General features: G+C 68.4%; 20 protein-coding genes and 2 pseudogenes. 9 read left to right on the top strand and 13 right to left on the bottom strand.

Going from position 1 to position 18,991, the window contains the following annotated elements; translation table 11 throughout:
- Positions 1 to 69: 69 nt before the first annotated feature.
- From QLQ85_RS11490 to QLQ85_RS11540, 11 genes and pseudogenes are all read right to left on the bottom strand, one after another.
- A complete protein-coding gene (locus tag QLQ85_RS11490) occupies positions 70 to 1,038 on the bottom strand; it encodes a branched-chain amino acid transaminase (RefSeq protein ID WP_282739103.1) in 969 nt (322 codons plus the stop codon).
- The gene (locus QLQ85_RS11495; RefSeq protein WP_282739104.1) at positions 1,035 to 2,159 is read right to left on the bottom strand and encodes a class II histone deacetylase; all 1,125 of its coding nucleotides are present in this window, start codon (positions 2,157 to 2,159) and stop codon (positions 1,035 to 1,037) included. Before QLQ85_RS11495 ends, QLQ85_RS11490 begins: the two co-directional genes overlap by 4 nt.
- A complete protein-coding gene (gene lhpI, locus QLQ85_RS11500) occupies positions 2,159 to 3,100 on the bottom strand; it encodes a bifunctional Delta(1)-pyrroline-2-carboxylate/Delta(1)-piperideine-2-carboxylate reductase (RefSeq protein WP_282739105.1) in 942 nt (313 codons plus the stop codon). Before lhpI ends, QLQ85_RS11495 begins: the two co-directional genes overlap by 1 nt.
- Before the next feature lies 1 nt (position 3,101).
- Positions 3,102 to 3,458, bottom strand: a complete 357-nt coding sequence (locus QLQ85_RS11505; RefSeq protein ID WP_282739106.1) for a RidA family protein — start codon at positions 3,456 to 3,458, stop codon at positions 3,102 to 3,104.
- A 63-nt stretch (positions 3,459 to 3,521) separates the two neighbouring features.
- Entirely contained in the window at positions 3,522 to 4,556 is a 1,035-nt protein-coding gene (locus tag QLQ85_RS11510; protein WP_282739107.1) for a histone deacetylase family protein, read from the bottom strand.
- Between the two features lie 27 nt (positions 4,557 to 4,583).
- Entirely contained in the window at positions 4,584 to 5,861 is a 1,278-nt protein-coding gene (locus QLQ85_RS11515; protein WP_282739108.1) for a TRAP transporter large permease, read from the bottom strand.
- Positions 5,858 to 6,403, bottom strand: coding sequence for a TRAP transporter small permease (locus QLQ85_RS11520; RefSeq protein WP_282739109.1), 546 nt, complete (start codon positions 6,401 to 6,403; stop codon positions 5,858 to 5,860). Before QLQ85_RS11520 ends, QLQ85_RS11515 begins: the two co-directional genes overlap by 4 nt.
- Positions 6,404 to 6,498: 95 nt before the next feature.
- Positions 6,499 to 7,572, bottom strand: a complete 1,074-nt coding sequence (dctP, locus tag QLQ85_RS11525) for a TRAP transporter substrate-binding protein DctP (RefSeq protein ID WP_282739288.1) — start codon at positions 7,570 to 7,572, stop codon at positions 6,499 to 6,501.
- Between the two features lie 161 nt (positions 7,573 to 7,733).
- Positions 7,734 to 7,859: pseudogene (locus tag QLQ85_RS11530) on the bottom strand (AraC family transcriptional regulator); the annotation flags it as partial.
- 102 nt (positions 7,860 to 7,961) lie between these two features.
- Positions 7,962 to 8,243, bottom strand: coding sequence for a hypothetical protein (locus tag QLQ85_RS11535; protein WP_282739110.1), 282 nt, complete (start codon positions 8,241 to 8,243; stop codon positions 7,962 to 7,964).
- 199 nt (positions 8,244 to 8,442) lie between these two features.
- The gene (locus QLQ85_RS11540) at positions 8,443 to 8,628 is read right to left on the bottom strand and encodes a hypothetical protein (protein ID WP_282739111.1); all 186 of its coding nucleotides are present in this window, start codon (positions 8,626 to 8,628) and stop codon (positions 8,443 to 8,445) included.
- A 160-nt stretch (positions 8,629 to 8,788) separates the two neighbouring features.
- Here QLQ85_RS11540 and QLQ85_RS11545 point away from each other — a divergent pair, with 160 nt between their 5' ends.
- From QLQ85_RS11545 to QLQ85_RS11565, 5 genes and pseudogenes are all read left to right on the top strand, one after another.
- Complete coding sequence (locus QLQ85_RS11545; protein WP_282739112.1) at positions 8,789 to 9,997, top strand: MFS transporter; 1,209 nt, start codon at positions 8,789 to 8,791, stop codon at positions 9,995 to 9,997.
- A complete protein-coding gene (locus QLQ85_RS11550) occupies positions 9,994 to 10,122 on the top strand; it encodes a hypothetical protein (protein ID WP_282739113.1) in 129 nt (42 codons plus the stop codon). Before QLQ85_RS11545 ends, QLQ85_RS11550 begins: the two co-directional genes overlap by 4 nt.
- 247 nt (positions 10,123 to 10,369) lie before the next feature.
- Positions 10,370 to 10,969 carry a TetR/AcrR family transcriptional regulator gene (locus QLQ85_RS11555; RefSeq protein ID WP_282739114.1) on the top strand — a complete coding sequence of 200 codons (600 nt, stop codon included), beginning with the start codon at positions 10,370 to 10,372 and terminating at the stop codon, positions 10,967 to 10,969.
- On the top strand, positions 10,950 to 11,237 hold the full coding sequence (locus QLQ85_RS11560; protein ID WP_282739115.1) for a YciI family protein: 288 nt from the start codon (positions 10,950 to 10,952) through the stop codon (positions 11,235 to 11,237). Before QLQ85_RS11555 ends, QLQ85_RS11560 begins: the two co-directional genes overlap by 20 nt.
- A 34-nt stretch (positions 11,238 to 11,271) precedes the next feature.
- Positions 11,272 to 11,529, top strand: a pseudogene (locus QLQ85_RS11565) (DNA-3-methyladenine glycosylase I); the annotation flags it as partial.
- A 51-nt stretch (positions 11,530 to 11,580) separates the two neighbouring features.
- Here QLQ85_RS11565 and QLQ85_RS11570 read toward each other — a convergent pair.
- On the bottom strand, positions 11,581 to 12,198 hold the full coding sequence (locus QLQ85_RS11570) for a carboxymuconolactone decarboxylase family protein (RefSeq protein WP_282739116.1): 618 nt from the start codon (positions 12,196 to 12,198) through the stop codon (positions 11,581 to 11,583).
- A gap of 33 nt (positions 12,199 to 12,231) precedes the next feature.
- The gene (locus tag QLQ85_RS11575) at positions 12,232 to 13,731 is read right to left on the bottom strand and encodes a pyridoxal-phosphate dependent enzyme (protein ID WP_282739117.1); all 1,500 of its coding nucleotides are present in this window, start codon (positions 13,729 to 13,731) and stop codon (positions 12,232 to 12,234) included.
- Positions 13,732 to 13,802: 71 nt separating this feature from the next.
- Between QLQ85_RS11575 and QLQ85_RS11580 the strand changes: the two genes are divergently transcribed.
- The 4 genes from QLQ85_RS11580 (at position 13,803) to QLQ85_RS11595 (ending at position 18,853) form a co-directional block, all read left to right on the top strand.
- A complete protein-coding gene (locus QLQ85_RS11580) occupies positions 13,803 to 16,277 on the top strand; it encodes a BTAD domain-containing putative transcriptional regulator (RefSeq protein ID WP_282739118.1) in 2,475 nt (824 codons plus the stop codon).
- A complete protein-coding gene (locus QLQ85_RS11585; RefSeq protein ID WP_282739119.1) occupies positions 16,274 to 16,831 on the top strand; it encodes a DUF4242 domain-containing protein in 558 nt (185 codons plus the stop codon). Before QLQ85_RS11580 ends, QLQ85_RS11585 begins: the two co-directional genes overlap by 4 nt.
- Before the next feature lie 106 nt (positions 16,832 to 16,937).
- The gene (locus QLQ85_RS11590; RefSeq protein WP_282739120.1) at positions 16,938 to 17,498 is read left to right on the top strand and encodes an OsmC family protein; all 561 of its coding nucleotides are present in this window, start codon (positions 16,938 to 16,940) and stop codon (positions 17,496 to 17,498) included.
- Complete coding sequence (locus QLQ85_RS11595; RefSeq protein WP_282739121.1) at positions 17,495 to 18,853, top strand: NAD(P)-binding domain-containing protein; 1,359 nt, start codon at positions 17,495 to 17,497, stop codon at positions 18,851 to 18,853. The genes QLQ85_RS11590 and QLQ85_RS11595 overlap by 4 nt, the downstream gene beginning before the upstream one ends.
- The last annotated feature ends 138 nt before the right edge of the window (positions 18,854 to 18,991 follow it).

Below are 18,991 nucleotides of genomic sequence, written 5' to 3' on the forward strand. Positions count from 1 at the left end.
TACCACGCCCGGGGCGTCGACGCGGTCAACGAAGCTGTCGGTCATGCATCGGGGAGGCGAGGCTTGGCCTCAGGCGGGCGTCAGCCAGTTCCGGAACGCCACGAGATCGTCACCCGGGTCGCCGCGGGTCACGCGCCGGTAGAGGCGCTGGAGTCGTGCGGTCACCGAGCCCTCGGCGATGGGGCGACCCGGCGGCGGGGCCCCGGCCCGGGCCCCGATATGGCGGCCGTCGAGCTCGCGCAGCGGCAGGATCTCGGCCGCCGTGCCGGTGACGAAGGCCTCGTCGGCGGTGTAGAGCTCGTCGCGGGTGATGCGGCGCTCGCGCACCTCCAGCCCGAGCGCGTCCCGGGCCAGGCGGATCACGCTGTCGCGGGTGATCCCCTGCAGGCAGGAGGTGACCTCCGGCGTATGCAGTACCCCATCGCGCAGCAGGAATACATTGGCCGCCGAGGCCTCGGCCACGTAGCCCTCGGGGTCGAGCATCAGCGCCTCGTCGAAGCCCGCCTTCAGCGCCGTATTGAGCGCCAGCATGGAGTTGACGTAGTGGCCGTTGGTCTTGGCCCGGCACAGGCTGATGTTGACGTGGTGCCGCGACCAGGACGAGGTCAGCGCCCGCAGGCCGATCGACGCCGCCTCGGGGGAGATGTAGTCGCCCAGGTCCCAGGCCGCGACCATCACGTGCACGGTCAGGCCCTTGGCCCGTAGCCCCAGCCCCTCGGCGCCGAAGTACACCGTGGGCTTGAGGTAGGCGTTGGCCAGGCCATTCTTCTCCAGGCACAGCCGCTGGGCCTCGATCAGCTCGGCCTCGCTGAAGTCGAGGGGCATGTCCAGGGCGTGGGCGCTGTCGGCCAACCGCCGGGTATGCTCGGCCACCCGGAACAGGTGGGTGCCCCATTCGCCGTGATAGGCGCGCACCCCCTCGAAGCAGCCCATGCCGTAGTGCAGGGTGTGGGTCAGCAGGTGGGTGCGGGCGTCGCGCCACGCCAGCCATTCGCCGTCGTGCCACAGCCAGCCGTCGCGATCGTAGAGCGGCGTCATGCTCGTGTCCTCATGTAGCCATCGCGCCAGCCGTCGATCAGCAGGCGCTGGTGGGGCTGCAGGTCCTGGTAGGCCCAGGCGGCGATCTCGTCGTTCTGCGGATCGGGCACCTCGATCCGGCTCTCGGCCAGCACCTGGATCGCCGCATGGCCACACAGCGGTGCATAGCCCTCCGAATAGCCGCCCTCATGGACCAGCACCAGCCGCCCAAGGCAGATCCGCTCGGCCAGCGCCTTGACCCGGGCGGTCATGGCAGCGAAGGCGGCGCTGTTGAGCAGCATCTTGCCCAACGGATCCTTGGCGCAGGCGTCGTAGCCGCAGGCGACCACGATCAGCTCAGGGGCGAAGGCCTCGATCGCCGGCAGCACCAGCTCGGTCATGGCGTAGTCATAGGCGCCAATGCCGCAGCCTGGCGGCAGCGGCAGGTTGAGGTTGGCGCCCTCGCCCGCCCCCTCGCCCTGCTCATCGAAGGCGCCGGTGTCCAGCGGGTAGTTGCCGGCCTGGTGGATCGACACCGTGAACACCTCGGGATCGTCGTAGAAGGCCGCCTGCTGGCCGTTGCCGTGGTGGACGTCCCAGTCGAGGATCGCCACCCGTCCGACCTGGCCCAGGACGCGCGCCCGCATCACGGCCACCGGGATGTTGCCCAGCAGGCAGAAGCCGCGCCCCCGATCGGCTTCGGCGTGGTGGCCCGGCGGACGACACAGGGCATAGGCATTGGCCAGTTCGCCGGTCGCCACCGCCTCCAGCGCGGCGATGGCGAGTCCCGCCGAGTGCCGTGCGGCCGCCAGACTGCCCGGCGTGTAGGGGGCACAGTCGCCGCCGTCGCCACCGCGCCCCCGGTCCCCGGCCTCGAGGGCATCGAGATAGCGCACCGTATGGAAACGCTCGAGATCCCGGCGCGAGGCAGGGGGCGGCTTGCGCACCTCGAGCTCGTCGATCAGCCCCGAGACCTCGAGCAGGTTCTTCAACCGCCGCTTGCTCGCGGGGCTCTCCGAGGCGGGCAGGGGCTGGAGGTACGCCCCCGGCGCCGAGAAGACCCCGATGGCGCCGGGGTCGTGCCAAAAGCAGCGCTCATGCCAGAAGAACCCGGCGGCCGGTGCCCCGGGACGGCGCGCCATCACCGACGCCCCTCCAACTGCTCCCAGACCTCGATGGCCGCGGCCAGGTCCTCGAGCGAGGCGCCCACCGACTTGAACACCGTGATCGCCTCGGGCGACGATCGCCCCGGTCGCGCGCCCCGCAGCAGTTCGGCGAGCTCGCCGCGGATCTCGTCGAAGGCGAAGGCCCCCTCGTCGATGGCCTGCAGGATGTCGCCCGCCTCGCCCTTCGCCCCGGCGTAGGTGTCGACGAACACCTCGCCGCGGCGCAGGCACTCGGCGTCGGTCTCGCGCATGGTCGGGCGGAAGGCGCCGACCAGATCGAGGTGCGTGCCGGGGGCGAGCCAGTCGCCGAGGATCAGCGGCGCGCTGGAGAGCGTCACGCAGCTGATCAGGTCGGCCTCACGGGTGGCGGCCTCGAGGTCGGTTACCGCGGCGCTGTCGAAGCGATCGGCGTAGTCGGCGGCCAGCCGCTCGGCCTTCTCGGCATGGCGTCCCCAGATGCGCACGCGCCGGATCGGGCGCACCGCGGCGTGGGCCTCGATCACCATGGGCGCCAGCTTGCCGGTGCCCACCACCAGCAGGGTCTCGGCGTCGGCGCGGGCGAGTTCACGGGCCGCCAGCGCCGACGCCGCCGCGGTACGCCGCCGGGTCAGCTCGCTGCCGTCGAGGCAGGCCAGGGGACGCCCGTGGGCGCCCTCGCTGAGCAGGTAGACGCCCGAGATGGCCGGAATGCCGTGGTCGGCGTTCTGGGGGAAGACGTTGACCATCTTCACCCCGATATAGCCGGCCCGCTCCCAGGCCGGCATCAACAGCATGGTGGCCTCGCCATCGGGGCGATGCATGGCATGGTGATGGCGCGGCGGCGACTCCACCCCCTCGCGGAAGGTCTTGGCCAACCGCTCCACCAGCGCCGTCCAGGGCAGCGAAGCGGCCACCTGGTCAGCCGTGATGATGCGCATGTCAGGCCTCCGGCACCGCCGCCGTCACCATGATCTCCACCCTCCACTCCGGCTTGGCCAGCTTGGCTTCCACCGCGGCGCGCACCGGCGGACGCCCCGGCACCACCCAGGCGTCCCAGGCGGCATTCATCTGGTCGAACTCGGTCATGCTGGTCACCCAGATCTGGGCCGAGAGCAGGTGCTCCCTGGAACTCCCGGCGGCCGCCAGCAGGCGGTCGATCTTGGCCAGCACCTGCTCGGTCTGGCCGCGCATGTCGGCCGAGGCATCGTCCGGCACCTGGCCGGCGAGATAGACGGTCCCGTTGTGAACGGCGGCCTGGCTCATGCGGGTGTTGCTGTCGTGATAGTTGACGGTCATGGCGTTGCTCGCTTTGCAGTGGATGGACGTTACGAAGCAGGGGTTGCGGATCGAGGGTGCACATCAGGCACCGGTGAAGCCGCCCATGAAGGCGGCCAGGTTCTCGCTCAGGTGCTCGGTGGGGTAGCCCCCCTCCTGCACCAGCACCGTGGGCAGGCCGATGTCGGCGAGCCGCCGGCCCACCCGGGTGAAGTCGTCGGTCTCCAGCGCCAGGCCGGCCAGCGGGTCGGCCTTGTGGGCGTCCAGGCCGAGGGCCACGACCACGGCGTCGGGGCGGAAGTCGGTCAGCCGCACGATCAGGCGGTCGAGATGCTCGAGGAACACCGCCCCGTCGCTGCCCAGCGGCAGCGGCAGGTTGACGTTGGCGCCGAGCCCCTCGCCCAGCCCCTCCTCGTTGGCGCCGCCCCAGAAGAACGGGTAGAAATCGGCCGGGTCGGCGTGCAGCGAGCCGGTCCAGACGTCACCGCGATGGTAGAAGATGTCCTGGGTGCCGTTGCCGTGATGCAGGTCCACATCGAGGATAGCCACCCGGGAGAAGCGCTCACGCAGCACGGTGGCGGCCAGCGCCGAATTGTTGAGGAAGCAGAAGCCGCCGGCCCGCTCCGGCCCGGCGTGGTGTCCCGGTGGCCGGCACAGCGCATAGGTGGCGCGGTCGCCGGCGAGCACCGCCTCGGCGGCGGCCTCGGCCGAGGAGGCGCTGGCCAGGATACCGGTGAAGCTGTCGGCGGTCATGGGACAGGCCATGTCGTGCATGTGCCAGCCGACCCGGCCTACCGGGTGCCGGGGGTAGTGGTGCCCGCCACCGCAGGGGTGGACATTGGGGGCGACGATCTCGGCGGCATCCGGCAGCTCACGCCAGCGGGCATGAATGGTCTCGAGGAAGTCGAGGTAGCGCGGCGTGTGGATCCGCGCCAGCCGGGCCCGCAGGGTCGGGCTGTCGGCATCGGTCGGTGGGGTCAGCGAGAGCCCCGCGCGGGCCAGGCCATCGGCCAGCAGTTCGGCGCGGAGCGGCCCCTCCGGGGAGGCCACCGACCGGCCGCGCAGCAGGAAGGAGGGCGGCGCATGGCGTTCCTGGTCGGGGTGATAGAAGAGCTTCATCGCATCGCGTCCTTGTTCGACCTCGCCTCAGTGCAGCAGCGAGGGGATCCAGGTGGAGAGTATCGGAAAGAGGGCCAGCAGCACGACCACCGCCACATAGGCGAAGTAGAACGGCAGCGAGGCGAGGATCGCCCGCTCGTAGGGCACCTCGGCGATGCGTGCCGCCGTCATCAGCGTCATCCCCACCGGTGGCGTGACGTTGGCGATGTTGAGCACCACGATCATCAGGATGGCGAAGTGCAGCGGGTCGAAGCCCAGCTGGATCATGGCCGGCACCAGCACCGGTGCGATCACCACCAGGGCCGGCAGCACGTCCATCACCGTGCCGATCAGGATCAGCAGCACGCAGACCAGCATCAGCTGCAGGAAGGCGGAGTCGCTGGCGGTGGTGATCAGGCCCGCGGCGTCGCGGGCGATGCCGGAACGGGTGACGAACCAGCCGAGCACCGCCGAGGTCGCCAGCAGGAAGAACACCACCCCGGAGAAACGCACCGTCACCACCAGCGCCTGCCACACCTTGTGCCAGCTCAGGCTGCGATAGAAGAACGCGCCGATCGCCAGGGCATAGACGGCGGCGAACCCGGACGCCTCGGTGATGGTGGTGAGCCCCGAGAGGATACCGCCGAGAATGATCAGGGGCACGAACATCGCCGGCAGCGCCGCCAGGAAGGCGAAGATCGCCACCTTGAACGGGGTCGGCGCCTGCTTGGGATAGCCACGCTTCCAGGCCAGGAAGAAGCTCACCGCCAGCAGTGCACCGGCCATCAGCAACCCGGGGATGATGCCGCCGGCGAAGAGGTCGATCACCGAGATGTCCCGCAGCAGGGTCGCATAGACCACCATCACCACGCTGGGCGGGATGATCGGGCCGATGATCGACGAGCAGGCGGTGATGGCCGCCGCATACTCGGCGTCGTAGCCCTGCTTCTTCATCTCCGGAATCATGATCTTGCCGATGGCCACGGTATCGGTGATGGCGGCACCGGTGAGGCCGGCGAAGAACACCGACACCGAGATGTTGACGTGGGACAGGGCGCCGCGGACGCGGCCGAACAGGGCATTGTTGAAGGCGATAAGCTTGTGGGTCAGCCCGCCCTGGTTCATCAGCTCGGCGGTGAAGATGAAGTAGGGCACGGCGATCAGCAAAAAGCCCGATACGCCCGAGAACATGCGGTCGGCGATGATGCCGAGCATGCGCTCGCCCCCCAGGGTATAGCCCCCCACCAGGCCGGACATGGCCATGACCACGGCGACCGGAGCGCCGATCAGCAGCAGGACGACGAAGGCGATGATCGCAGGCGTCATGGGCGCTCCTCCAGGTCGGTGGTCTCGATGAGTTCGTCGATCATCGTCTCGTCATCGATGAAGTGCTCGAGCAGCGCGAAGCCCTGCACCAGGTGCAGCAGGATGATCACCCCGGAAAGCGGCACCACGATGGCGGTGAACTTGCTGTGAACCTGGATCTGGTCGGAGACCATGTAGACCTGGGTGGCGTTGAGGAAGTAGCCCCAGCCGTACCACACCAGTAGCGCCGCGAAGATCGCGATCACCGCCAGGCAGAGGCCGGCCGCTACCTGCAGCAGCACCCGCGGAAGGCTGCGCACCAGCAGGGTCATGGCCACGTGCTCGCCGTAGCGCAGCGAGATGGTCATGGAGAGAAAGCCGATCCAGGGCAGGAAGAGCCGGGCCAGGGAGTAGGTCCAGCTCAGCGCACTGCCGGTGAACAGCTTGTAGACGAAGGCGGTGAACGAAATGCCCAGCATGGCCAGGATACACACCACGCAGAGCACGATGGCGACCTGATTGACGCCATCGCTGAAGCGACGCAGGGGAACAAGCGGACTCATGAAAGGCACCCGTCACGGCTGGTTCTCGGCCGAGCCCCGGCTCGGCCGCGCGGGAACGGAGCGGAGGGAGCCATCATCCCCCTGCCCCGCTCGTTTCACTGACCGTAGATGCGGAAGTCCTCGTCGGCCACCTCGTTGCCGACACGCTCCACCTCGGCGAGCAGCGCCTCGACCCGCTCGGCGTCCATGCCGAAGTCATCGACGATCCATTCCTTCCAGGCCGGACGCGCGATCTCGGCCATGCGCTGACGCTCCGCTTCGGGCATCAGGTAGCAGGTCTCGAAGCGCTCGCAGGACTCCACCCAGCTGGCGGTGGCCAGGGCACCGGACATGCCGTGGCTCACTTCGATGGCCTCCCGCGCCGAGGTGATGACGACCTGCTGGTACTCCTCGGGTAGCTCCTGGTACCAGGCCTCGCTGATCATCCAGGGGGCGCTGTTGTAGACATGCCCGGTCAGGGTGGTGTGGTCGGTGACCGCGTCCAGGTTGAAGGCGGTGTTGATGACGGGGGCATTGAACTGGCCGTCGGCGAGGCCGGTCTCGAGCGCGGTGATCAGTTCCCCCCAGGGCAGCGGCGTGGCGGAGGCGCCCAGCGCCCGCATGACCGCCACATGCGCCGGATTCTCCTCGGTGCGAATGTTGAGCCCCTCGAGGTCCTCGACGGTCTCGATCGGCCGCACGTTGTTGGTGAAGGCCACGAAGCCGCCGCCGTCGTCGAAGGTTCCCAGGTAGCGCATGTTGGCCGCCTCGATGGTGCCGGACATGAAGTCGGCGAACCATTCGCTGTCGTAGAAGGCCCAGGCCTGACGCCAGTTGGTGAACAGGAAGGGGGCGGTGACCAGCTGGTAGTCCTCGTAGAACGAGGACATGGCGCCGGTCGACATGATGGTGGACTGCAGCGTCCGCCCGCCCTGCACCTCCGAGCCGGTCTCCACCTCGGAGCCGAGCTGGCCCCCGCCGAAGATGCTGACCTCGAGGTCGCCGTCGGTGCGCGCCTCGACGAGGTTCTTGAAGTGCACCAGCGCCGGATAGATCTCGTTGTTGGTCATGCTCTCGGGGATCAGCGTGGCGATCACCATCTCGTGGGACTGCGCCTGAGCCTGGGTGCTGGCAACGACCAGCGGAAGCGCCGCCAGCGCTACCATGGCGGGCAGCATCGTCTTGTTCATCATCCCTCACCTCTTTGTCGTTCTTGTGGTTCGCGGGGCATCGCCGTGGGCCGGAACTGGCCGGTCGATTGGCGACTTGCTCACCCTGAGCCTAGAACGCCGACGACGAGCCTGCTTGCCTTCGACTGAGAGAGACTTGCCCGGGGCTCGTCAGATGAGGCTCAGCGGGAACGACGATCGAGGGAGGGCGCCACCTGGAACCGGCGACGATAGACGCGGGAAAAGCTGCCCTGGTCGCGAAAACCCACCAGGTAGGCGATATGACCCAGACTCAGGGCACGGGTACGGGTACGAAGGTCGAGAAACGACATCGGGAACTCGGGCCGTCCGCGCCGCCGGGGATGGGCGTTTTGCCATAACCCCGGCGGCACGAAAAGCAACCACCCTCCTCAACAGCGGCCCTGCATCCTCAACCCCGGCGGGCAGAAGCCGCCACGACGACGATCGTCGTCGTAGTAGTAGTGTCGCTCCACGCGACGATGGCGATGGCGGTCGGAGTAGCGGCGGTCATAGTAGCGGCGGTCGTCACCACGATAGTGACGATGCCCACTGTAGCCGTCGATCTCGATCAGCGGCCGGGACTGCACGCGCGCCGGGGTATAGCTGCAACCGGCCAGGGTCAGGGTGCCGGCCACCACGGCGAGCATCAGCAGGCGCATGGGAGTCATCATGGCGAATACCTCGCAAGGCAATGAACGGGTGATGGGCTCCCTTCGTTCCCGGCCCGGTACGCCTATCGACACGGGCTTCGACCGTGGCTGCCTCTGCGGGCGGGGCGACTCGGGCACTGCTAAAAAGAACGCTGTTTTCAATCAGTATATCCGCCACCCGGGTCACGCCAAGCCCCGAGCAAGGAAAGATCGTGCAAGGTCAGCAGCGCCCCTTCTTGGCCTGGCCTGGCGGGCAGAAGCCGCCGCCGTGGGAGTGGCCGTGGCCGTGGCCGTCATCGATGACGATCAGTGGCTCAGACTTGATACGCGCAGGCTGGTAGCTGCAGCCGGCCACCAGCAGGGTGGAAAGCAGTACGATGCACAGGGTCAACAAGCGCCGGGACATGGAAATCTCCTTGTGTAGGGGACCTCATTCTAGCGAAGAGCGGCCACATCACCCATGTGGCATTCGGGCGACATTGCTGTCGCTACAAAGCGACTATGGCCAGAGGGGGCCGGGACGCGCGATAGTGCCAACTCATTAGTCTGCAAACAGGTGCCTCGACATGGACGCCCTTCGCCGCCATACCCTGCTGCTGGTCCTGCTCGGCAGCCTGGTCATCTCCGTGGCCATGGGGCTGCGTCATGGCTTCGGCCTCTTCCTGGAGCCGATGAGCAGCGACCTGGGCTGGGGACGCGGAGTCTTCGCCTTCGCCCTGGCGCTGCAGAACCTGATCTGGGGGCTCTCGCAGCCCTTCACCGGCGCCCTGGCCGACCGCTTCGGCGCCGCCCGGGTGGTGGCGATCGGCGGGCTCCTCTATGCCCTGGGGCTGACGTTCATGGGGCTCTCGGAGTCCGCGCTGGGCATGTCGCTGTCGGCCGGGGTGCTGATCGGCCTGGGGCTCTCCGGCACCACCTTCTCGGTGATTCTCGGCGCCGTGGGCCGTGCCGTGGCGCCGGAGAAACGCAGCATGGCCATGGGCATCGTCAGCGCGGCAGGCTCGTTCGGCCAGTTCGCCATGCTGCCGGGCACCCTCGGGCTACTGGAGTGGCTCGGCTGGTCCGCAGCGCTGCTGGTGATGGGCGCCCTGGCGGCGCTGATGGTGCCCCTGGGTGGCATGCTCAGGGACCACCCCTCACCCCGCCAGGGCAGCGATATCAGCCTCGGCGCGGCACTGGACGAGGCCGCCGGCCACCGTGGTTTCTGGCTGCTCTGCCTGGGCTTCTTCGTCTGCGGCTTCCAAGTGGTGTTCATCGGTGTGCACCTGCCAGGCTACCTGTTCGACAATGGCATCGCCGTGCACGTGGGCAGTACCGTGCTGGCCCTGGTGGGGCTGTTCAACATCCTCGGCACCTACACCGCCGGCTGGCTCGGCGGCCACTTCTCCAAGCCGCGGCTGCTGACCTGGCTCTACCTCATCCGCGGCGTGGTGATCACCGCCTTCATCGTCTTCCCGTTGAGCCCCGCCAGCGCCTATCTGTTCGGCATCGCCATGGGCCTGCTGTGGCTCTCCACCGTGCCGCTCACCAACGGCATCGTGGCCACGGTGTTCGGCGTGCGTCACCTGTCGATGCTCGGCGGCATCGTCTTCCTCTTCCACCAGCTCGGCTCCTTCATGGGCGTCTGGCTCGGTGGCTACCTCTACGACCTCACCGGCCACTACGACGTGGTGTGGCAGCTCGCCATCCTGCTCTCGGTGGTGGCCGCCACCCTGCACTGGTTCATCGGCGAACAGCCCATCGATCGCCCCACGCCCAGCGAGGTCCAGGCATGACACACCGGCATCGGCTCCTGGTCCTCTTTGCCGCGCTCACCGCCGCCGGCGCCCTGGCGCTGGTCTGGTGGGGCTGGCACAGCCTGGATGCCGGCCTGTTGCTGCTCGGCAGCCGGCTGTGCTGAATGCACCGAGCCTTCACTCGCCTACCTGCACCAGCGGGCCGACATCATCTCGATGATGATGCAAGCCCTGTGACTCACGCTGATTCCTTGACAGAGTAGGACATGCGTCCTAACTTGCCTTCTGTAGGACAGTCGTCCTACCTTCGTGGACTACCAAGATGGCATCACGTCTTTTCACCCGGTTCCACAAGCCCCTCGAGAGAGGCTATTCGAATGACGACTGTCGAACTTCAGGAGCACTCCCTCCATGCGCCATCAAACGACTCGAGAACAGATCATCGAAGCCGCTGACGGGCTGTTCTATCAGCAAGGCTACGAACACACCTCCTTCTCGGAGATCGCAAAAACCGTCGGAATCTCTCGAGGAAATTTTTACTACCACTTCAAGTCCAAGGATGAAATTCTTGACGCCGTCATCAACCTGAGGATGACCAATACCAAGAGTATGCTGGAACAATGGGAGAATGAAGGCGAGCGACCGGAAGAGCGCATCCGGTGCTTTATCCGCATCCTGATCACGAACTGGTCAAAGATAGAGTATTACGGCTGCCCAGTTGGGACACTGACTGCCGAGCTTGCCAAGCTGAACCATGCCTCACTAGACGAGGCCAGCAAGGTATTCACCCTCTTTCGTACCTGGCTGAGAGAACAATTCATACAGCTAGGCCATGCGGAGGATGCCGATACGCTGGCAATGCAAGTCCTGGCCTTCAGTCAGGGAGTTGCCGCGCTGGCAAGCGCTTTCAAGGACGAGAGATTCGTCAGGCAAGAAGTGCAACGAATGTGTGCATGGCTGGATTCACTATCAAAACAAGGAGGTCAACCGAATGTTCATCATCCTGCTTGAATTCTCTCGCAACAAGGGCCAAGCCAGCATGTTCATGGAAGGCCATAAACAGTGGCTTGAGAGTGGCTTTGAAGATGGTATCTTCCTGATGGCCGGCAGCCTGCAATCCAATCTGGGTGGCGGCATCCTGGCTCATGACGTCTCTCTGGAAGCGCTTCATGACAGAGTTAATGATGACCCGTTCGTCTCGGAAGGCATTGTCAACGCGAGGATCATCGAGATGACACCGTCGCGGGCAGACAGGCGGCTAGACTTCCTGATCGACTAACCCGTCTCTGAGCCCATGCTCTCAACACGAGGAAATGGAAAAGACAATAACGGGCCCCGATGGCAAGCCACGCTGCCAATGGTGTGGGGCGGCACCAGAGTTTCTCGCCTATCATGACACCGAGTGGGGGTTTCCGGTCAGCGATGATCGTCACTTATTCGAAAAGCTGAGCCTGGAGAGCTTCCAGTCTGGCCTGAGCTGGCGCACCATCCTCGTCAAGCGCGAGAACTTTCGCTCCGCATTCCATGATTTCGACTTCTGCAGGGTTGCCCGCTTTACCCAGCAGGACGTCGCCGCCACCATCGTGACCCTGGTGACCTATCTGTTCATGCCCCTGGTGGCCTCATGGATGTTCCGTTAGCCGCCGGTCGGACTCGGCCGCCGCGATGGCCCGCCCCACGGTAAGCGCCTCGCGCAACGCGGGCGCCATCTCCCGATAGGCGACGTCCGCCTCGGTGCCGAGGCCATCCAGCACCTTGGTGAAGAAGGCCCGTGCCGCGGCCACGGTGACGATGTCGAAGATCTCCTCGTCGGCGAAGCCGAGTGCCAGCAACCGGTCGACGTCGCCCTGGCACACGCTGCTCGCGTCCCGCGCCACCTGCCGGGCAAAGGCCATCATCGCCCGCTCCGCCTCGGTCAGCGCGTCCCGCCCGTCGGCCGCGGCAATCGCCCGTGCCTCGTCCTCCCCGAGCAGTTCCGCCAGCATCTTGCCATGGGCCAGCGAGCAGTAGGTATTCCCCAGCGCCTGGGCGGCGGCCAGGGTCACCAGCTCGAACCGCCGGGGCTCGACATGGCGGCGAATGGTCGCCAGCAGCGTCGCCCAGCTCGCCATCACCTCGGGGCGGTGACTGAACGCCCGGGCATAGTTGGGCAGGTAGCCGAAGTGGGCCTGCTGGCGCCGGTACATCGCCAGCACCTCGCCCGAGGCCTGCTCGGGTGCCACGGTCTGGATAAAGGACATGACACTGACTCCCTGGTTGGATGAGCGGCAGGCCTAGACGATCGACGCCCGGGGGTGCAGCCAGCCGGGCAGCAGGTCGTCGGGATCGACCTCGACATCGCGGTCGTAGGCGATCCCCCGGGCCTCCAGCCACCCGCGCAGCGAACCGTCGCGCCAGGCGTCGAACAGCTCGCTGCAGCCGCCGACATGCTCGCCGCCGATGAAGACCTGCGGAATGGTCCTGGCCCCGGTGCGCTCGGCCAGCACGGCGCGGATCCTGCCCCCCAGGTCGTCCGCCTGGTAGGACACCGAGTCGAGGTCGACGCTGCGATAGTCGATGCCCAGCCGCGCGAAGAGCTTGCGTACCGACCAGCAGAACTCGCACCACTCCAGGGCGAACAGCACCACCGGTTCGGCCGCCACGATCCCGTCGACGAAGCCCACCGCCTCGGCGTCCAGCGGTACCTTCTCCCGCTCAGGCGCCGGCCGCCGTACTCCCCCACCTCCCGGCGCCGCATCGAAGCGATAGCCCGGCGTGGAACGCGACAGGGCCAGCTCCTCGTCGTTCATCTGCTCGCCGATGCCGTCGAACAGCGGGGTGGAGAGGTAGCGCTCGCCGGTGTCCGGCAGCATGCAGACGATGTTGCTGCCCGCGGGCGAGCGCCGGGCCACGTCCAGGGCGGCGGCCAGGGTGGCGCCGCTGGAGGTGCCGACGAAGATGCCCTCCTGGCGGGCGAGCTCGCGGGCGAGCCGCAGGGCCTCGCTCCCCGCCACCGGTACCAGTTCGTCGACGAGCCCGGCCGCCAGCGCCTCTTCGGTGAGCCGGGAGATGAAGTCCGGGCTCCACCCCTGCATCAGGTGGGGGCGAAAGCTCGGGTGGCTGGCGGGGACGCCACCGGCCTGACGTGGCTGAGCCAGGCCGCTGCCCAGCAGCCGGGCATTGTCGGGCTCGGCGACGACGACACGGGTCGCCGGGTCCGCCTGCTTCAGGGCGCGGGCCACCCCCTTGAGGGTGCCACCGGTGCCGAAGCCGGAGACCCAGCAGTCCAGCACCTCGCCCGGGAAGTCGGCGAGGATCTCCCGGGCCGTGGTCCGCGAATGTACCTCGGCGTTGGCCTCGTTCTCGAACTGGCGGCACAGGAAGTAGCCATGCGTCTCGGCCAGTTCGATGGCCTTGGCGAGCATGCCGGTGCCCTTCTCCGAGGCCGGGGTCAGCACCACCCGGGCGCCCAGGTAGCGCAGCAGCTTGCGCCGCTCAACGCTGAAGCTCTCGGCCATGGTCACCACCAGCGGATAGCCCTTGCGGGCACACACCATGGCGAGCCCGATCCCGGTATTGCCGCTGGTGGCCTCGATCACCGTCTGGCCGGGGCGCAGCTCGCCGCTGCGCTCGGCCTGCTCGATGATCGCAAGCGCCATGCGGTCCTTCACGGAGCCCATGGGGTTGAACGCCTCGACCTTGGCGTAGAGGTTCACCCCTGGGGGGGCGAACGTGTCGAGCCGGACCAGCGGCGTACGGCCGATGGTATCCAGGATGCTGTCGTAACGGGCCATGCCAAGCCTCCTCGGGGAACCGGTGGTGTCTGCCACTGCCAGGAGTATCGGGCGGGCCCGAGGAAGTGATCGTGGTAGCCAGCGTGGTTTTTCCAGCGGCCGGCGTGGAAGTCGCCGCTCCGGGCGTGGCGGTGCACCAGAGCGGCAGCGGGGCGTCCGGGCGATATCGGGCCAAGGGCGGCATGGACGGCCGCGCTATACTGGAAGGGTTATCCCACCCGGTGGCGGGCGATATGAACGCGCTGACCCTCAACTTGCTCGGTGATCTCGAAGTGCTTCGAGAGGGCCAGCCGTTGCCACTCCCCCCATCGAAGAAGACCCGGGCGCTACTCGCCTACCTCGCCCTGCACCCCCGAACCTTCAGTCGCGAGCACCTCTGCGATCTGCTCTGGGAACTGCCGGACGATCCCCGCGGGTCGCTGCGCTGGAGCCTGTCGAAGCTACGCCGGCTGGCGGACGATCCCGAGCGCCCCCGCATCATCGCCGACCGTCTCTGCGTGGGGCTCGATACCTCCGATATCGACCTCGACGTCAGCGCCCTGCACGAGGCCTTCGAGCAGGGCCCGCACCAGGCCCCCATCGATATGCTCGAGGCCGTGGCCATGCGCTACCGGGGGCCCTTCCTGGAGGGCCTGGACCTGTCGCGGTTCCACGATTTCCACAGCTGGTGCCTGGCCGAGCGCGAACGCGCCATGCGCGCCCAGACGGCGATCCTGTCGGCGCTGGTCGAGCGTCTGGCGGAGACACCCGAGCGCGCGCTCGCCCACGCCCAGGTGCTGGTCCGGCTGGCCCCTTTCGACGAAGACGCCCGCGCCGGGCTGATCCGCCTGCTGCTGATCCTCAGCCGTCCCCGGGAGGCCGAGCAGCACTTCCAGTTGGGCATGCGCCTGCTCAAGGAGGCGGGCATCCCCACCAGCGGTGCCCTGCTGCGGGCCCGACGGGGCACGGCCGGGCGCGCTGCCGTCCCATCGCCGGGCCCTCACGCCAGCGACCAGACCGCCGCCCCCATCGGGGAACCGTCCCCCCCCGTATCGTCGCATGCCGGCAATGGCGGAGTCGGGGAAGTGGACGCCGCGCTGGCCAGCCTCGATCCGGAAGCCCGGGAGGTGCTGCGCTGGGCCGCGGTGCTGGCGCCCTGCCTCGACCCGGCGATGCTTGGCCGGGTCACCGGACTGAATGCCAACCGTATCGGCGAGGCCCTCGGGGCGGCCGAGCGACTACGGCTCCTCGAGGCCACCGAGCGTGGGCTGTGTTTTTCCCACGAGCGGGTGGCGCGCGATGTGTACACGGGGATTACCCCATCACGGCGCCAGGTCATGCACCGGCAGGTCGCCGACCTCCTGGGGCAGAACGCCGCCCTCGACCTCGAGCACGCCGCCGACCTGGTGCGTCACGCCCAGTCGAGCGGAGACCCGGGGCTGGCGGCCGAGGCCATGGTCACCGCCGGGCGGTTGTGCCTGCGCTTCTTCGCCAACGACGAGGCGATGAGACTCGCCCGCCAGGGCCTCGCCCTGACCGAGCAGCTTTCCGGCGCCCGGCGCGTCTGCCTCATGCTGGAACTGCGTGACGTGATGCTCAGTGCCGCGCCACTGGAAGACTGGGAGACCACCGCCCGGGATCTGGTGGCCCTTGCCGAACGGGCGCTGGAGCACGGCGCCCTCGCCCACGCCCGTCTCGGCTACCAGCTGGCGAGCCAGGTCCGCTGGGCTCATGGGCAGTGGACGGGGGCACACGAAGAGGCGCTGCAGGCCGAGCGGGTGACCCGTAGCGCCGACGACCACGACCAGGTCGTCGCCATGGCGGAGACGGCGAAGTGCCTGGCCATGCTGGAGCGCGACCTGGACCAGGCGGCCGCCATGCTGGCCCAGGCCCGGGCGTTGGCCACACAGCGCCGGATCAGCCACCCCGCCATCCCCATGGCCCTCGGCCTGCTGGCATGGCACGACAGCCGGCTCGCCGAGGCCGATGAGCATTTCAAGAACGCACGCACCCTGTGCAAGGCCACCGGGGACCGCCTGGGCGAGTTCCAGGCCAACGAATATCTGATGATGATCGATGTCGAGAGCTCCCGCTTCGCCGCGGCACGGTCACGCTGCGCCACCCTCATGGAGATCGGCGAGCGGCTTCGCGACGGCAGCGAGGCCCCGTTCGCCCGAGCCGCGCAGGCGTTCTGCCGCTACGCCCTCGACGACGATGCATCGCCGCTCGAGGAGTCGCTTCCGGCGTTGCGACACGCCGACGCCAAGCACCGGCTCTCGTACCTGCTGACCCAGGCCGCCCTGCTGGACCTGGCGCGCGGGCGTCCGGCCGCCGCCAGGTCCCGCGCCGAGGAAGCGCTTGCCCATGCCCAGACCCTGGAGCGGGCCACCGAGCAGCTACTGGCCCACTACGTGCTCGCCGAGGCCCATCGTGCCGCCGGCGACACGGTCGCCCGGCGGCGTCATGCGGCCGCGGTGGCGAAGCTCGAGCAGGGCCCGGTCGCCCACTGGGCCCGCCACCGGGTCGCCGAGCTGCTGGCCGACAGGGAAGCGGAGGGGGAGACATGATCGACGTCCTGGTCGAGCGGTACTTCGAGAAACCGCTCGGGGCGGAACTCGTGATGACACTGACCCTGGGGGCACAGGCGTGCTTCGACCTGCACCGGATCGCCTGGCAGGGCAGCCTGCTGGCGAAGGACGGCCACCGGCTGTTCTGCCACTTCCACGCCCCGGATGCGGAAGCGGCACGGACCGGGCTGCGCCAGGCGGGGGCGGACGTCAGCGGGCTGTGGGCCGGCACGGTACACGATGCCCCGGGCCCCGCCTCCGCGGACCAGGCCGGCGCCAACGTGCTGGTGGAGCGCTCCTTCGCCGAGCCGGTCACCGTCGAGGCGATCCAGGCGCTCGAGGACGCCGGCTCGGCCTGCCTGCAGAACCACCGCGTGCGCTTCGTGCGCACCTTCTTCTCGCTCAACGGCAAGCGGATGATCTGCCTCTACCGTGCCCCCGACGCCGAGTCGGTGCGCCTGGCCCAGCATCAGGCCGGCATGCCGATGGATCGCGTCTGGGCCTTCCAGCTCGTCTCCCCCGCGAACGGCAGCGCTTCCACGCCCGCCCCGTGAAAAACCACGCCCTCTCCCACGCTGGGTCCCACGGCCCCGGCGCAATCTCGTGTCTGACCGATCACTCACCGGTCAGACAACGACAACATCCTGAGGAGAGATCACCATGCAGACCGTTACCCGCCCCGTCGACAACGGCGTCAACGTCACCGCCCTGCTCGGCGCCCGCGAAGCCCTGGCACAGGCCCCCGCGGCCGCCCGCTTCACCTGGCGCGCCAGTTGCGACTGGGTCAACGGCACCCACAGCCGGGCCACCATCGAGGGCTACCACGGCCTCGGTGAGGAGCAGCGGCACAAGACCCGCTTCACCTTCGATGCCGACCACCCCGAGGTGTTCGCCTCGGAGGACCATGGCCCGACCCCGGTGGAGTACGTGCTGGTCGGCCTCGCCGGCTGCCTGACCGCCGGCATCGCCGCCGTCGCCCAGAATCGCCAAATCCAGCTGCGCTCGGTGACGGCCACCCTGGAGGGCGACATGGACATCCAGGGCATCCTGGGCATGGACGGCGACGTGCGCAACGGCTTCGATGCCATCAGGGTCACCTTCGAGATCGACGCCGACGCCACCCGGGAGGAGATCGAGGCGCTGGTCGCCCAGTCCCAGAAGCGATCGGCGGTCTACGACGCCCTCACCAACCCCACCAACGTCGCGGTACGCGTGCAATGAGCGACGGCCTTCGCCATCGACAACGCGGTCCCGCCCGCGCCGTGACCGTCGTGGTCATCGGCGCGGGTCAGGCCGGGCTCGCCATGAGCCACCACCTCGGCCGACGCGGCATCGACCACGTGCTCCTGGAGCGCGGCGAGGTGGCCCATTCATGGCGGCACGAGCGCTGGGATTCGCTGCGTCTGCTGACCCCCAACTGGCAATGTCGGCTGCCCGGGCTCCGCTATGCGGGGCCCGACCCCGATGGCTTCATGACGATGCCGGAGGTCGTCGCCTTCCTGCGCGCGTACGCGAGGCGGCTGTCGGCCCCGGTGCAGACCGGCACCACGGTGCTGTCGGTCCGGCAGGCAGACGACGGCTATCGGGTGATCACCGACCGGGGCGACTGGCGCTGCCGGGCGGCGGTGATCGCCAGCGGCGCCTTCAACCTGCCGCAGTTCCCCGCCCTGGCCGCCGAGTTGCCGCCGGCCATCGCCAGCGTGACCGCCCGGGACTACCGCAACCCGGGCCAGTTGGAAGACGGCGGCGTACTGGTGGTCGGCGCCTCCGCGACCGGCCTGCAGCTCGCCGACGAGATCCACCGCTCCGGACGACCGGTGACGCTGGCCGTGGGCGAACACGTCCGCATGCCCCGGCACTACCGGGGCCGGGACATCCAGTGGTGGATGGAAGCGGCCGGCATCCTCGACCAGCGCTTCGATGAGGTGGACGACATCGACCGTGCCCGGCGCGTGCCCTCTCCGCAGCTGGCCGGCAGCGCGGCCCCGACGACCCTGGACCTGAATGCGCTGACCGACCGCGGCGTCCGGTTGGTCGGGCGCCTGGCCGGCCTGAGCGATGGCAGGCTGCAGTTCTCCGGTTCGCTACCGGCCCGTTGCGCCGCGGCGGACCTCAAGCTGGGGCGGCTGCTCGACACCATCGACGGCTGGGCAAGGGACAGCGGCCTGGATCACGAGGTGGGGCCGCCGGAGCGCCTGCCGCCGACTCGGGTGCCGGACTCGCCACGCCTCGGCCTCGACCTCGCCAGCGGCGAGATCCGCACCGTCGTCTGGGCGACCGGCTTCCGGCCCGACTATTCGTGGCTGCAGGTGCCGGTGCTCGACCGCAAGGGGCAGCTCAGGCATCACGGCGGCGTGGTCGACGCCCCGGGGCTCTACGTGCTGGGCTTGCCGTTCATGCGCCGGCGCAAGTCGAGTTTCATCCACGGGGTCGACGACGACGCCCGGGAACTCGGCGCCCACCTGGCCGTCTATCTCGACAAGCGGAATCGGGCGCCCACTTCGCTGAGCGGCTCTCGGCGAGCATTCCAGCCACTGGCTGGCAGGCGCGACACCGAGACGATATCGATGCCCTGAGGGCGAAGCCGTCCATCGAGCACGCCGGCCGCTGCCGCCAGTCGGCCCGGCCGGGTTCTCGTGCCCGGCGGACACCTCGTGCGGGCGTGGGCCAGGCAAGCTTCAGCCGAGAGGGGCAACCGATGCGCCGGATATGGA

The organism is Halomonas kalidii, assembly GCF_030010475.1.
In the GTDB taxonomy this organism is placed as follows: Bacteria; Pseudomonadota; Gammaproteobacteria; order Pseudomonadales; family Halomonadaceae; genus Halomonas; species Halomonas heilongjiangensis.